Origin of the sequence: Dyella sp. (assembly GCF_035486915.1) — a bacterium.
GTDB lineage: Bacteria > Pseudomonadota > Gammaproteobacteria > Xanthomonadales > Rhodanobacteraceae > Dyella_B.
Map to the genome: position 1 here is coordinate 1 of NZ_DATHMR010000200.1, position 13,581 is coordinate 13,581.

Here is a 13,581-nt window from a genome sequence, read left to right on the forward strand (position 1 = left end):
CGCAATTGCTCAAGCTAAAGGTTGCCGCGTGACCGTTGATGTTGCACAGCACGGTGCGTTGCAGAGCTACATCGATAAGTGGCTCAGCGTGCAACCCCAGCAGCGCGTGGCTTTGGTTTTTGTCGATCCCGGCAAATACCCAGGACATGTAGCGCTTGCTGCGTTAGAGCAGGAATTACTCTCCACCGCCTACGGCATTCGCGAACCCCAAGTCGCACTCACCAAACTCAACTGGTGGGCGGAAGAACTGAGCAATGCGCACGAGACCGGCGGAAGACATCCATTGACTCGTGTGCTGTTCGACGACGAACGCGCGCATGCCATCACGAAGGAGCGGTGGGTCGCGCCCGTGCTTGCAGCGATGGCGCAACTGGAAGAGGGTACGGCGGTCGATTTCACCGCGCAGCTCAACGCTGCCTCCGCCTTGCACGGCGCGCTCGCCGAATTGGAAACCAACTGGTGGTATGGCGATGCAGCATCGCCTGCGCGCGCCGCGCGCCTTGCGACGTTGAGCCATCTGCTGTTCGCCCTGCGCCGGCTGCAGGACGATGCCGAACGCGATCGCTTGCCGCTGCCCATGGCACGCCTGGCCCGCTTCAGCCTAAGCCGCGCCAGCCTGCGGGATCGCGGCGACGCGCGCGACCAGGCCATCAAAGCACAGCTGGGTGATCTTCGCTCTGCATGGGATGAGGCGGGGCGTCTCAAGGGCCCTGTGAGCGTCTTCAGGGCTCTGGAAGGCGCCCAGGGCGGGCAACTAGTCCGCAAGGCCGAGCGCGCGGACGATCCCTTGGCGATGCTTCAGCAAGGCAGCCCAGATGGTGGTTTTACGGCAACGCTCCGCGCCTGGAACGCGGCCCGGCGCTGGCAAACGCAGGCTTCGGGCTGACCGCGAAAACTCACTGTTTCCTGTCTGGGCCTGTTGCAACGCCACAAGCTGCCCCAAAATACGTGAACCTCGCGGCGCTCTATCGCTGACGGTTACAGGAAATACCCATGCATAGCCATGAAAACACCGTTCGTCTGATGCCCGATGTCGCTGGGCAGGCGCAGCCGCATCTGGCTGGCGCGCTGGACTGGGTAGGCATGGATGGCATCGAAGTGCCGGTGCGCTTCGACGCGGGCGACGGCGACGTGCAGCGATCGAGTGCGCAGGTCGGTGCCTTCGTCAATCTCACCCGGCCCGACAAGCGCGGCATTCACATGTCGCGTTTGTATCTGCTGGTCGATGAGTATCTGAGCAGCAAGACCGTCGATGCAGCGATGCTCGAATCCTTGTTGCGCGCGTTTCTTGACTCCCACAAGGATCTGGCCGACCGCGCGCGCATCAGCATCCGTTTCGACCAGCTCGTGCGTCGTGCCGCCTTGCGCAGCGATAACAGTGGCTGGCGCGCCTATCCGGTTTCCATCGAAGCGAGCCTGTGCGCCGATGGTTTTCGCATGGAGCTGGGCACGGAAGTGGTGTACTCCTCCACCTGTCCGGCCTCGGCAGCGCTTTCTCGCCAATTGATCCAGGAGCAGTTCGCCAAGGACTTCGATGCGGGCAAATCGCTGGATCACGCCGCTGTGTTGGCGTGGTTGGGTAGCGAGAAAGGCATCGTGGCGACGCCGCATGCCCAGCGCAGCGTTGCGCGCCTGCTGGTGCGCTTCGTCGACGGTGCGCCGTTGAAGCTCATCGATCTGCTCGACACGGTCGAGCATTCGCTGGGCACGCCGGTGCAAACGGCGGTCAAGCGCGAAGACGAACAGGCCTTCGCGCTCGCCAACGGCGGCAATCTGATGTTCTGTGAAGATGCCGCACGCCGCATTCAGCGTGCACTCGATGCCGACAAGAACATCGCCGATTTCCATGTTCGCTTAGAACACCAGGAAAGTCTGCACGCTCATAACGCTGTCGCACATGCGCACAAAAATACGTCGGTTCTCTGATGTCTTGGATTGACTAAGCACAAGAGAACTAGATCGTTAGGCAAAGCCGAACACGGCAATGACGACGAGAAGTTCGCAGCGGAGGTCTATCAAGGTTTTCATTTCATAGAGAAGCTAATGGGTCAGAGTCATCTGATCCCGTTTCTCAGCAGAGGGGGCTTTGGGTCGAAAGCGGGCATTCCGATCATTGCGTCAGTTGATGAACAACAGCATCGCATCACTTCTTTCTGCCGCTCCTCGGTAGAAATTGACGAGGTTGACGAAGTGACCTAGGACGTAAGACCGCCCGAAATCGCCGTCCCGCGACCAGATCTGCGGATAGATCTTTTGTTCGTCCATGGCCTCGAGATGGAAGCGTTCGATGAACTCTTCCTTCGAAATCTTCAATAGAGCCTCGGCAATTTCCTTTACTTGGCCCTGCAACAAATAACGAGCAGGACCATAACCCGCGTCTTCGCCAATCTCAGTGCCTCCCAATACAACCATACCCAAGGCTCCATGCCCCTCCCACTGAGAGCCGTTGAGCGTGAAGTGAATTGCGTGCCAAGCCTTTTCTACATCCAGCGCATTGGGAGGGCCATCACCGCCCTCTGGATAAAGAAAGTCAACGACTTCACCTGGGTTGCCCATGAGCCGGTTCAATGTGGCTCCATCAATGGCAACGAAGTTCCCTATCATCGACATACTGCCTCCTGTGCGCTAGTCAAACCGTATCGTGCTTATATCGTTAGCTCAATGTCCGCTTCAGTCGAAAGTGGACATTCGCCTAGTGCAATCAAGTGCTCGACATCGTCTTCCAAAATAGCTCGGCCTCGTCTACGTAACTTATCGCCTTCCCGTCAATTTCCCTATCTCACCGCCGTTAGCGATGGGTGGCCCCTGGGACTGCAATCCACGGCTTCCTTCAATCTCTTTTAACTCGCTCAATTTTTATACATATCCAGTCAATCGCGTACAAGCGAGAAATGCCGCGCTGCGCTAGCTTTGGTTGAAAGAGCCTCCTCACGTCCGGGTCAGCGAAAACATCGCGAAGGGTCCATAACAGCAAAAATAGGCTGTCGACGGGCAATTTATGGCGATTTCAAAGAGGAACTGTCATCAAACAATGCTCTGATGTCACATACCTTGTTGCTCCGGAGTCCATGTCATGGAAACCGCCATTGTCCCCGCCCTTGCCGCATTGACGGGGTCCGCTATCGGCGGCCTTACCAGCCTGTGCGCATCCTGGCTCACCCAGATGGCGCAATTCCGAGCACAAGAACGAGCGACGCATCTGACCCAGCGCCAGGAGCTGTATCGAAACTTCATCGAAGAAGCTTCCAAGTGGTACGCCGACGCTTACGAGCACGACACTCCCAAGGTGACGAACCTGGTGGGGCTATATGCGATGGTCAGCCGGATGCGCGTGTTGTCGGCACCCAGCGTCGTCGAGCACGCGGACCTGGTCGTGCGCGTGATCGTCAACACCTACCTGGCGCCCAACAAAACCTTTCAGGACGTCACGGAGCTCATGGATGACAAGAACATGGATCCCCTCAGTGGCTTCAGCAGCGCCTGCCGAGAGGAGCTATGGGGCACGCGGAAACTGTCTCCATAGCGATTTTTCCACGCCGCACCGACGACTGGGCATGTCGACACAACACTGGATGAAAGTAATCACAGACGACGTTGTTCAATCCGCCAATGTTCGGGGTCCAATCGTCCCTATCATGAACGATGAACCGTGCTTTCGCTGAATAAGATGGGATCCCATGGCAAAGTGTAAAACTCGGATCGCGCACCAACTCCGCCGCGGGTGTTGCACAGTGCACTCATCATGAGCGTTGCGCGCGCGCACCCCCATCTGATGCTCTGCGAGCATTGCGAAGAGATCTACGATCGAACTCTCATGGTGCCTGGCGCCAGTTATTACTGCAGTCGTTGCGGTTCGCGACTTGCGAAGGGTTCGATCTTGTCCGTCCAAGCGTGGTTGGCCTGGACGATCACGTCGGCTTGCTTGTTCGTGTTCGCCAACACTTTTCCGGTGGCGGTCATTAGTTTGGACGGGTTGAACAGCAAAGCGACCGTACTGCAATCCATTTCGGCATTGGCGCAAGGCCCTGGCACGCCCATGGCGATTGCCGCTGGCATCGTCATCATCGGCATCCCTGGATTTCAGATCGCGCTGTTGCTCTGGATGTTGTCATTCGCGGCGCTGGGCAAACCGTGTCCGTATTTCGTGGTCATCATGCGTTGCCTCCATCTCAGTCGGCCTTGGGGCATGACCGAAGTCTTTTTGTTGGGTGTATTGGTGGCCATCGTCAAACTGTCCAGTTACCTGCATGTCGTGATTGGGGCAGGAGTCGTTTCCATCGCATTGCTCGCGCCACTTATGGTGGTGATTACCAAGCACGACACCGAGGAACTGTGGCGTCTCTATGAGGGACCCGCATGACGTCCGGCGGCAAGCGGGCAAATGAGTTGGATTTGGTCGCATGCAGCCTTTGCGGCATGGTGTGCGACGGTCGGTCCGAATGCGAAACGCACGGGCTCGATTGCCCGCGATGCGGCAGCGCGCTGAGTGTGCGAAAGCGCCACTCGCATGCTCGATCGGCCGCTTATTTGATTGCTGCGCTGGTGTTGTACATCCCCGCCAATGTGTATCCGGTGATGTATACGAAGATGTTAGGCAATGAGGCCGATAGCACGATCATTGGCGGCATTGTGGAATTCTGGGAGTCGGGGTCGTGGGATATCGCGCTGCTGATTTTTCTGGCGAGCGTGGCGGTGCCTTGTACCAAGTTCATCGCCCTTGGTTATCTGCTGTGGAACCGCAACGCCTCTGAACACGCCCTGGTCAGCAAGACTCGGCTGTTGAAGTTTGTTGAAGGGATTGGTTATTGGTCGATGCTCGATGTGCTCGTCGTGGCCATTGTGGCCGCGCTCATTCAATTTCAAGCGCTGGGTGAAGCGGAGCCGCGTTTGGGCATCGTGTTTTTTGGATCAGTGGTGGTGCTTACCATGTTGTCAGCACTCAGTTTCGATGGACGTCTAACCTGGGATCGGAAGGTGGATCATGGCTGAGTCGACGAGTGCTGCGTCGGGGTCCTTTCGCGATCCGCGTATGCAACCCAAGAAGCATCGCACACCGATCGTTTGGGTGGTGCCACTCATTGCCATTGCCATCGGCCTGGGCATGCTGATCCACGCGCGCCTTCAACAAGGGCCCACGATCGTTATCTCGTTCGATACCGCCTCCGGTTTGCAGGCCGGCAAAACGTTCGTCAAATACAAGGAGGTCGTCGTCGGCACCGTCACGGCGGTGGATCTGAGCGACGACGATAACCGCGTCCTGGCTACAGTCCAATTTCAGCGAAATGCACAACGCTTGCTCCACGCCGATACGCGCTTTTGGATCGTTCGCCCGCAAATCGGTCCAGGCGGCGTGTCGGGCATCGATACGTTGCTCTCCGGCCCCTATATCGCGGTGGATCCAGGCACGTCCACGAAAGCGAAAAAGTCCTACGTGGCGCTCGACAATCGGCCGATGGTGGCGACTGGGGAGCAGGGACGCAGCTTCGTTTTGAGGACCGACGATCTCAATTCGCTCAACGTAGGATCGCCTTTGTATTTTCGCCACATCGATGTCGGCCGGGTGTCCGATTATTCGATGGATGCAGCCACAAAGACGGTATCGATCCGGATCTTTGTGCGCGCGCCTTACGATCAATTCGTCAGTGCCGCCACTCGATTCTGGAACGCCAGCGGCGTAGACGTTTCGCTGACTTCCGGCGGCTTGAAGATGCGAACGCAATCGCTGGCAACGATCGTGTCAGGGGGCGTCGCCTTCGACAATACGCCCGACGTCACGAACCTGACCGAGGTTGCGCAGGACACCGCGTTTCCGCTGGCGCCCGATCAAGAAACAGCCATGTCCGATCGGCAAGGCACGCCGCTCTTCTTCCGTCTACGATTTTCAGAAGCCTTACGTGGTTTAGAGAAAGGGGCATCGGTTGAGTTCTTTGGGGTGGACGTCGGCGATGTGCGCAACGTTGTTTTGGATTACGACCCATCGACGCGGAAGTTCAGCGTGGTCGTGGACATTGCGGTCTACGAGCATCGACTGGGGCCAGTGCTGGCCAAATTCCCCTCCAGTCAGGGGAACGAAGCGCAGGTGGCGTCCTTTGTGGACTCGATGATCAAGGATGGGTTGAGAGGGCAGGCGCGCACCGGCAACTTGCTCACTGGGCAACTCTACATATCGCTGGATTTTGTACCCAATGCGCCGCCTGTGGAATTCGATGAGCAGCGCCGGCCGCTCATCATTCCGACGGTGCCGGGAAGTCTGAGCCAGCTGCAAGAACAACTGGCCGACATCGTGGCCAAGGTCCATAAGGTTCCATTCGATTCGATTGGACGAGGCGTTAACAACGATATCGCCGAGCTGGGCACAACGCTCCGTCTTATCAACACGCAAACGCTGCCTTCGGCACATGCGACCTTGGGGCAGGCGACGACGACCTTCCAGTCCGCCAACGGCATGCTGCAACCGAACTCGTCGCTTCAAACAAACCTCAATCAGATGCTCATTGAGCTCACGCGACTTAGTTACTCGTTGCGAAACCTGTCCGATCTTTTGAACGAGCATCCCGAATCGCTCATTCGAGGACGTTCAAACGCGTCACCATCTCAACCCGCCTCGGGCACCCAGGCGCCAGAAGGCAGCCATCCATGAAAAGTTATCCGTTGGCGATCGGGCTTGCGCTTCTGAGTGGATGCGCTTCACCCGGGTTTCGCTATCACACCTTGCAACCGGCATCCGGTCAGTCCGCGACATCGACATCACACGATCAGGTGCGCCTGACCACGGTGCAAATTCCCGCAGAAGTGGATACGGAGCAACTGGTCGTTCGCGCCAGCAACAACACATTGGTGCGAGAACCCACGGATAGATGGGCGGCGCCATTGACCGATGAAATTCGCGGGGCGTTGGACGATGCATGGCAACGCGACGATGGCTTGGAGGATGTTCAAAATCTCGGCGACGGCTCGCGTTCCATTCCGCAGGTTGGTGTTCAAGTGCAAAAGCTCGATGCGACCTTAGGCGGAAACGTGGAGCTGATCGCCAATTGGTGGGTGTCCACTGGCGAGGGTTCCACGATAAAGACCTGGTCATGTCAGCGAGTGATCGTCGAGCCGGCCCAAAGCGGTATCGATGGTGTAGTGGACGCCCAGCAACGTGTGTTTCGCACGCTCGCCGGCGATATGGCCGCGTCGGTTAGGGCGATGCGTAACCAGCACGTCCCGGTTTGTCCTGGACATTGATGGGAATGCATTGCCAGTCGCACGTGCGGCGGCCTAATGGGAGTGCAACGCCTTCGAACGGAGTGAGGATTCTCATTGATCCGAACGTTGAGGATCGAACTCACCGGGACCGGCATACGCATCAACAAAAAGCATGCGGTATGGAGACGCGCAAGCATTGACCCGTTCGCTTCGCTCATGGCAACAGACGGGTGCGCTCGGCGCCCATCTCGCGCGCCATGACTGCAAGGCGTTCCTGCATGGAAGTGGGACGCCAGTCGCTGCGCCGGGTCATGGCGATGCGCCGACGCAGGACGCCGCCCTCGATGGGAATTTCAGCCAGGGCACCGACCTGGCGCTCGAACAGGAACTGATCCAGTGACATCAGGGTCAGCCATTCGCCCTTGAGCATGAGTCCGCGCGCGACCAGCACCGAACCGCATTCGATGCGCGGCGTCGGTGGTTCAACGCCGTGACTGCGGAACAGCGTCTCCCAATTGCGCCGCATCGGTACGCCCAGTGCCGGCACTGCCCATGGATAGGCGAACAGGTCCTGGATGGTAACGACCCTGTTGCGCCGTAGTGGATGAGCGCTGTTGCCGACGATGAACAGCTCATCATCGAACAGCGCTTCTTGTTCCACGTCATTGGCGGGTGCCGGATGGCGTATGGCGCCACCGATCATCAGGTCGATATCGCCGTGGCGCAGTGCGATCAACAACTCGCCATACGGCGCTTCACGCACTTCTACCGATGCGCCTGGATGTTCTTGCGCGAATCGCGCGAGCAAATCGGGCAGAAACACCGTGCGCGCCATCGGCAGCGTACCGATGCTGATGCGCCCGACGCCATGTTTGCCTGCGGCGATTTCGTCCAGTCCCGTGCGCAACTCCGCCAACATCAAACGCACGAAGCGCACGAAGCGGCTGGCTAAATCGGTGGGCCGTACTGCGCGTCCCGCGCGCACCAGCAATTCCGCACCCAGGGCGTCCTGCAGTTCTTGCACTGCGCGATAGACGGCCGGTTGCGATAGCCCGATTTGTTCGGCGGCAGCGGCATAACTGCTGCAGTGTTCAACCGCCACAAGGGCGCGTAGCTGGACCATGCTGACGCGTCGCTCGATATGGTTCAGTGGCGCCAGGCGTGCCGAACGCCGCACCAAGCGCACGCCCTGCGTGAGATAGCGCAAGGCACGCTCGGCTCGAATGATCCAGGCAAGCCCGACTGCGGTCGGGCGCACGCCCGCGGACCGGCGTTCGAACAGGCGAATTTCAAGATTGCGCTCGAGCTTGCCGACCGCTTGAGCCAACGCCGGTTGCGAAAGACTGACCTGCTCGGCCGCAGCGCTCATGCTGCCGGCGCGCGCGATGACGCTGAGGGCGTCCAGGTGGCGGAGGTTCAGAGCATAAATTCGATCCATACACAATCAATAGTATTTGCTTATGGACGAACAATAAAACGAATTTGGCATCATGCGTGTTTTCGCGCAAATTTCGTTTCCGAAATGCGAGGGGTCAAAAGCCCCAGTGACAGTCGATATCAAACTCGAAAGTCGGCGCGAGACTTTGATTTGCGCGATGCAGCATCAAAAGTCATCCGTTTTACGGCCTTCCTCAATATGTCGATTGTTGCGGCGCAAGAAAAACACCAACGCCAATAACGAACTGACCGCCCTGATGAACATCATTGATTCCCATCTGCACGCCATCGCTTCCGACACGATGACCTATCCGAAGAACCCAATCGGCGGTCATCAATCCGCGTGGTCGCAAGAGCGTCCGGTCAATGCCGAAGGCGTGATCAAGGCGCTGGATAACGCCGGTATTGCGAAGGCGGTAGTGGTGCAGGCTTCGACCGTATACGGGCACGACAACAGCTATGTGGTCGATGCGGTGCGTGCCTACCCACATCGCCTGGTCGGTGTGTATTCGATCGATGCGCTGGCGCCCGATGCGGTGCAGCGAATCGATCATTGGGAGGCGCGGGGCTTGCATGGCTTTCGCTTGTTTACCACCGGCACCACGATGCCCGGCCAATCGGATTGGCTTGGTCACAAGGATTCCTACCCGGCGTGGGCCCACGCCGAAAAGATGGGCATTCCCGTCTGCCTGCAGATGACCATGCAGGGTCTGCCAACGCTGCGCACGTTGCTTGAGCATTTTCCCAAGTCGCGCGTGTTGCTCGATCACTGCGCCCGTCCGGACTTGGATGACGGCGCACCGTACAAGGCTGCGCAGGCGCTGTTCGATATGGCGCAGTTCGAAGGTGTGCACCTCAAGCTGACCAATCGCACGTTGGCCGCAGCCGCCAAAGGCCGCTCCACTCCGGCTGCTTTCCTGGAAAAGCTGGTGAATATCTTCGGTGCCGAACGCATTGCGTGGGGCTCCAACTTTCCCGCGGCCGAAGGTTCACTCGATGAACTGCTGACGACTGCACGCGATGTGTTGTCCAGCTTGCCCAGCGAACAGCAGGCGATGATCTTCGGCGGCACCGTCGAACGCATTTATCCGGCGTTGCGGGGTGTGGTGGCATGAGCCAGCCGATCCATCTGCACACCGTGTTGAAGACCACCGCGTTGAGCACACCGCTGAAGAATGGTGCGCTCAAGAGCGATCGGGTGGTGCTCGACTTCACCGAGATCACCCCGATCCATAAAGCTTTTGCACCGATGGTGCGCGACGCGACATTCGATATCTCGGAATTGGCGATCGTCACTGCACTGCAGGCGATTGCTTTCAAGCGACCGATCGTGTTGCTGCCCGTGGTGGTGGCCTCGCGTTTCCAGCGCGGCTGCCTGGTGTCGTATCGCCCGCATGGTGACGTCAAACCCGAACAACTGCGTGGCAAACGCATCGGCGTGCGCTCATACACGCAGACCACCGGCATGTGGGTACGCGCGCATCTGGTGGAGGATTACGGCTTGGCGACGCCCGATATCCGCTGGATCACCCATGATCTGGCGCACGTGGAGCAGTACCAGGATCCGCGGTTCGTCGAACATCCGGCGCATGACAAGAGCCTGCTGGACATGCTGCACGATGGCGACATCGATGCGGCGATCTTCGGCAACGACTTACCGGAGGGCGATGACTACGTGCCAGTGATCGCCGATGCCAAAGCCAAGGACCTGAATTGGGCGCAGCAGCATGGCTTTGTGCCGATTAACCATGTGGTAGTCGCCAGCGCAGAGATCTGCAAGCGTGAGCCGCTTGCGGTGCGCGCCGCCTATGATCTGCTGGCCAAAGCCGAGAACCAGCAAGTCGCAACCTCGGTCGGTCCGCGCAAGACTTTGTCCGGGTTTGAATCCTTAAGCGGTCCGCTGGAATGGATCATCGATGCCTGTTTGGAGCAGGCCCTGCTTCCGCGCAAGCTCAGCCTCGAGGAGGTGTTGGGACCCGCGCGCGCCTTGCTGGAAGGCGAGATGGCCTGACATTGCCTACGCCAGCGCACGAAGCGTTGACGCGGTACCTGCCAAGAGTTCAGCTTCACCATGACCCGACCGGTAAACCTACACATGCACTTGATCACGCAACGGCGTCCGTTCTATCGCGACCTGACTTTCCAGGTGGTGGTGGGCATGGCGCTGGGTGTGCTGGTCGGTGTGCTGTGGCCGGATGTGGGCACCCAACTCAAGCCGCTGGGCGATATCTTCATCCGCCTGATCCAGATGGTGGTGGGACTGATCATCTTCTGCACCGTCACGCACGGCATTGCCAGCGTGCGCGACCTGGGCAAGGTCGGGCGTATCGCACTCAAGGCGATGGTGTATTTCGAACTGGTCACCAGCGTGGCGCTGGTGATTGGCTTGGTCGCCATCAACGTGCTCAAGCCTGGCGTGGGCATGCATATCGACCCGGCGTCGCTCAAGCAAGGCATCGCCGCGGGCGATCAGGCGGCACCGGCTTCGCATGGTTTTGGCGAGTTCCTCACCAATCTCGTGCCGACATCGGCCATCGGAGCGTTCAGCAACGGCGACATTCTGCAGATTCTGCTGTTTTCGGTGTTGTTTGCTTGCGGCTTGGCCAGTCTCGGTGACAACGCGCAACCGGTACTGCGCCTCGTCGATGTCATTCGCCAGACGTTGTTCTGGATCATCCGCGTGGTGATGAAGATCGCACCCATCGCCGCTTTCGGCGCGATTGCCTTTACCACCGCCAAGTTCGGCCTCAGCAGCCTGGTGCCGCTAGCCAAACTGGTGGCCGAATTCGCGCTCACGTGCGTGGTGTTCTTGCTGCTGGTGCTTGCGCCGATTTCACGCGTATGCGGTTTCAGTTTGTTCAAACTGATGCGTTACTTCCGCGAAGAGTTGGTGTTGGTGCTCGGCACCAGTTCGTCGGAGAGTGTGTTTCCGCAGCTTACCGAAAAACTCACCCGCCTTGGCGTGGACGAATCGGTGGTCGGCATGGTGTTGCCTACTGCCTATAGCTTCAATCACGACGGCACCTGTCTTTATTTTGCAGCGGTGGCGGTGTTCCTGGCGCAGGCCACCGGTACCGCACTCGGCTGGCAGGCCCAGTTGGGTCTGTTGCTGATTTTGCTGGTTACATCCAAAGGTGGCGCGGGTGTTTCCGGCTCGGCTATCGCGGTGCTGACCATGACGTTGGCGGCGACCAAAACTATTCCGGTCAGCAGCGTCGCTTTGATACTCGGTGTGCATCGCATTTTGTCGGCGGGGTTCGTGTTCGTGAACATCGTCGGCAATTGCGTTGCGACCGTGGCGGTTGGCTATTGGGAGAAAGCCGTCGACCGCAACAAGCTTCAACAAGAACTACAGGCAGGTTAACAGGCAGTTCGTCGACCGTGCCTTCAAAACAACATGCATCTCGCGGTTCCTATCGGCACCGCGATGGGGAGGATTGCGTCAATGAGAAGGCTGATGGCACGTAAATCGATATACCTGAGTCTCATCGCCATGCTGCTGGCACCTGCCGCGCATGCGCAAAACACACAGTCGGCACAAAATAGCGGGCCGAACGCGAATTGGGCCGATGCCTATACGCTCGCGCAGAACGGGCCGCAACAGAACATCGGCAACGGCACCGTCGATCCTTCCAGCAGGCCGGTGGGTGCGCAACCTGCTTCCAAGGAGCCGGCGTTGCCGCGCTCGAAGCTCGTGCAGAAGTTGCTCGACGATGGCGTCAATATCCGCGCCAGCGAAATTGATCAGTACGCCAAGAACACCACCGGCGGCGTCAAGCAGGGTAGCCATAACGTTGGCCAGTTCTATATCGGTGCGGACTTCGATCTCGGCAAGATCTTCGGGTGGTCTGGCGCCAGTTTTCATTTCACCGCGTATCGCGATTACGGGTTGAGCCTCAACGCGCTCGTCACCGGCACCTACAACAAACAGCAGTACATCTATAAGAACGCCTTTCCGCGTTGGCATTTGGGCCTGTTTTCTTACGAGCAGAAGGCATTCGACGATCGCTTGGATGTCCAGATCGGTCGCCTGGGCAGCACCACCTACTTCGGCCACCTGGTGGTCAACTGCCAGTTCGTCTCGGCCAATACCTGCGGCGAGCCGCGAATGCTGGTGTCCGAAACCGGACTCAGCCTGCTGCCTTCGGCGACGTGGGGTGGCAACGTGAAATTCAAGACGACCCAGAACACTTACGTCGATGTCGGTGCATTCGAGGTCAATCCAGATGTGCAGCCCAGCAATGGTTTGGATTGGGAAATCAAGCATTCGACCGGTTATACGTTGCCGATCGAATTCGGCTGGGCGCAGAACGACCCCAAGACCGTGCAATATCCGTTTGAGTTGAAGGGCGGTGTGTATGAAAGCACGGCTCCGCTTACCGACATTAATTTGAATACCAAGGGCGAACCGCTCGGTATGGACGGCGGCACTGCAGCAACCGACCATCACATCCGCGATGGTTTCTACGTCATGGGCGACAAAGTGATTTGGCGCCCCGATCCGGATTCGCCGCGTAGCTTCAACGTCTTCGGCGGCTGGGTGCAGCAGCTGGAAGATCAGGAGATCATGCATCAGCAGATCTATACCGGGTTCGTCATGACCGGGCCGTTCTCGTTCCGCCCGTACGACACGCTCGGCCTGAATATCTCCGAGTTCGAATTGACGCCGGAAGAGCAAGCCTATCTTGCCGAAGTACGCAAAAAAGAAGGCGGTACCGGCGTGAATGCGCTGCATCAAACCGACTACGACCTGACCTACAGCATTCACCTTGTCAAAGGTCTCGAGCTGATGCCGAGCCTGCAGTACATCGTGCATCCGGACAATTCGAGTCTTCCGAAAACATCGGTGTTGCCGAAGAACTTGTTCGTGTATGCGATCAGCCTGCGCGTGGACATCGGTGTGCTGTTGGGCTTCAGACCTGCTGCCGCCAATGATTGATGTTGCGAAGAGGA

General features: G+C 58.5%; 13 protein-coding genes. 11 read left to right on the forward strand and 2 right to left on the reverse strand.

Annotated features, from left to right (window positions below; genetic code table 11):
* Window positions 1-4 precede the first annotated feature (4 nt).
* Window positions 5-886, forward strand: a complete 882-nt coding sequence (locus tag VK725_RS16325; RefSeq protein WP_325319170.1) for a squalene/phytoene synthase family protein — start codon at window positions 5-7, stop codon at window positions 884-886.
* A gap of 107 nt (window positions 887-993) precedes the next feature.
* A complete protein-coding gene (folE2, locus tag VK725_RS16330) occupies window positions 994-1,926 on the forward strand; it encodes a GTP cyclohydrolase FolE2 (protein WP_325319116.1) in 933 nt (310 codons plus the stop codon).
* Window positions 1,927-2,118: 192 nt separating this feature from the next.
* Here the strand turns inward: folE2 and VK725_RS16335 are convergent, their stop codons facing one another.
* Window positions 2,119-2,610, reverse strand: coding sequence for a YfbM family protein (locus VK725_RS16335; protein WP_325319117.1), 492 nt, complete (start codon window positions 2,608-2,610; stop codon window positions 2,119-2,121).
* Window positions 2,611-3,073: 463 nt separating this feature from the next.
* Here VK725_RS16335 and VK725_RS16340 point away from each other — a divergent pair, with 463 nt between their 5' ends.
* The 5 genes from VK725_RS16340 to VK725_RS16360 all read left to right on the forward strand — a co-directional run bounded on the left by VK725_RS16340 (window position 3,074) and on the right by VK725_RS16360 (window position 7,230).
* On the forward strand, window positions 3,074-3,523 hold the full coding sequence (locus VK725_RS16340; protein WP_325319118.1) for a hypothetical protein: 450 nt from the start codon (window positions 3,074-3,076) through the stop codon (window positions 3,521-3,523).
* Between the two features lie 219 nt (window positions 3,524-3,742).
* On the forward strand, window positions 3,743-4,360 hold the full coding sequence (locus VK725_RS16345) for a paraquat-inducible protein A (protein WP_325319119.1): 618 nt from the start codon (window positions 3,743-3,745) through the stop codon (window positions 4,358-4,360).
* Complete coding sequence (locus VK725_RS16350) at window positions 4,357-4,989, forward strand: paraquat-inducible protein A (protein ID WP_325319120.1); 633 nt, start codon at window positions 4,357-4,359, stop codon at window positions 4,987-4,989. Before VK725_RS16345 ends, VK725_RS16350 begins: the two co-directional genes overlap by 4 nt.
* Window positions 4,982-6,640 (forward strand): intermembrane transport protein PqiB, encoded by a 1,659-nt coding sequence (locus VK725_RS16355; RefSeq protein WP_325319121.1) that lies wholly within the window; start codon window positions 4,982-4,984, stop codon window positions 6,638-6,640. The genes VK725_RS16350 and VK725_RS16355 overlap by 8 nt, the downstream gene beginning before the upstream one ends.
* A complete protein-coding gene (locus tag VK725_RS16360; protein WP_325319122.1) occupies window positions 6,637-7,230 on the forward strand; it encodes a PqiC family protein in 594 nt (197 codons plus the stop codon). The genes VK725_RS16355 and VK725_RS16360 overlap by 4 nt, the downstream gene beginning before the upstream one ends.
* Before the next feature lie 175 nt (window positions 7,231-7,405).
* Here VK725_RS16360 and VK725_RS16365 read toward each other — a convergent pair whose 3' ends face one another.
* Complete coding sequence (locus tag VK725_RS16365; protein WP_325319123.1) at window positions 7,406-8,629, reverse strand: LysR family transcriptional regulator; 1,224 nt, start codon at window positions 8,627-8,629, stop codon at window positions 7,406-7,408.
* Between the two features lie 256 nt (window positions 8,630-8,885).
* On the opposite strand from VK725_RS16365, the gene VK725_RS16370 reads away from it, so the two are divergent.
* From VK725_RS16370 to VK725_RS16385, 4 genes are all read left to right on the forward strand, one after another.
* Window positions 8,886-9,743 carry an amidohydrolase family protein gene (locus VK725_RS16370; RefSeq protein ID WP_325319124.1) on the forward strand — a complete coding sequence of 286 codons (858 nt, stop codon included), beginning with the start codon at window positions 8,886-8,888 and terminating at the stop codon, window positions 9,741-9,743.
* A complete protein-coding gene (locus VK725_RS16375) occupies window positions 9,740-10,639 on the forward strand; it encodes a hypothetical protein (protein WP_325319125.1) in 900 nt (299 codons plus the stop codon). The genes VK725_RS16370 and VK725_RS16375 overlap by 4 nt, the downstream gene beginning before the upstream one ends.
* A gap of 84 nt (window positions 10,640-10,723) precedes the next feature.
* Complete coding sequence (gene dctA / locus VK725_RS16380; protein ID WP_325319126.1) at window positions 10,724-11,992, forward strand: C4-dicarboxylate transporter DctA; 1,269 nt, start codon at window positions 10,724-10,726, stop codon at window positions 11,990-11,992.
* 93 nt (window positions 11,993-12,085) lie between these two features.
* The gene (locus tag VK725_RS16385) at window positions 12,086-13,567 is read left to right on the forward strand and encodes a carbohydrate porin (RefSeq protein WP_325319127.1); all 1,482 of its coding nucleotides are present in this window, start codon (window positions 12,086-12,088) and stop codon (window positions 13,565-13,567) included.
* Window positions 13,568-13,581: the final 14 nt, after the last annotated feature.

What these genes read in the sequence shown, in the direction of transcription:
- folE2 (WP_325319116.1), top strand. Translation starts at nt 994, where the DNA reads ATGCATAGCCATGAAAACACCGTTCGTCTGATGCCCGATGTCGCTGGG.
- VK725_RS16335 (WP_325319117.1), bottom strand. Translation starts at nt 2,610, where the DNA reads ATGTCGATGATAGGGAACTTCGTTGCCATTGATGGAGCCACATTGAAC.
- VK725_RS16340 (WP_325319118.1), top strand. Translation starts at nt 3,074, where the DNA reads ATGGAAACCGCCATTGTCCCCGCCCTTGCCGCATTGACGGGGTCCGCT.
- VK725_RS16345 (WP_325319119.1), top strand. Translation starts at nt 3,743, where the DNA reads ATGAGCGTTGCGCGCGCGCACCCCCATCTGATGCTCTGCGAGCATTGC.
- VK725_RS16350 (WP_325319120.1), top strand. Translation starts at nt 4,357, where the DNA reads ATGACGTCCGGCGGCAAGCGGGCAAATGAGTTGGATTTGGTCGCATGC.
- VK725_RS16355 (WP_325319121.1), top strand. Translation starts at nt 4,982, where the DNA reads ATGGCTGAGTCGACGAGTGCTGCGTCGGGGTCCTTTCGCGATCCGCGT.
- VK725_RS16360 (WP_325319122.1), top strand. Translation starts at nt 6,637, where the DNA reads ATGAAAAGTTATCCGTTGGCGATCGGGCTTGCGCTTCTGAGTGGATGC.
- VK725_RS16365 (WP_325319123.1), bottom strand. Translation starts at nt 8,629, where the DNA reads ATGGATCGAATTTATGCTCTGAACCTCCGCCACCTGGACGCCCTCAGC.
- VK725_RS16370 (WP_325319124.1), top strand. Translation starts at nt 8,886, where the DNA reads ATGAACATCATTGATTCCCATCTGCACGCCATCGCTTCCGACACGATG.
- VK725_RS16375 (WP_325319125.1), top strand. Translation starts at nt 9,740, where the DNA reads ATGAGCCAGCCGATCCATCTGCACACCGTGTTGAAGACCACCGCGTTG.
- dctA (WP_325319126.1), top strand. Translation starts at nt 10,724, where the DNA reads ATGCACTTGATCACGCAACGGCGTCCGTTCTATCGCGACCTGACTTTC.
- VK725_RS16385 (WP_325319127.1), top strand. Translation starts at nt 12,086, where the DNA reads ATGGCACGTAAATCGATATACCTGAGTCTCATCGCCATGCTGCTGGCA.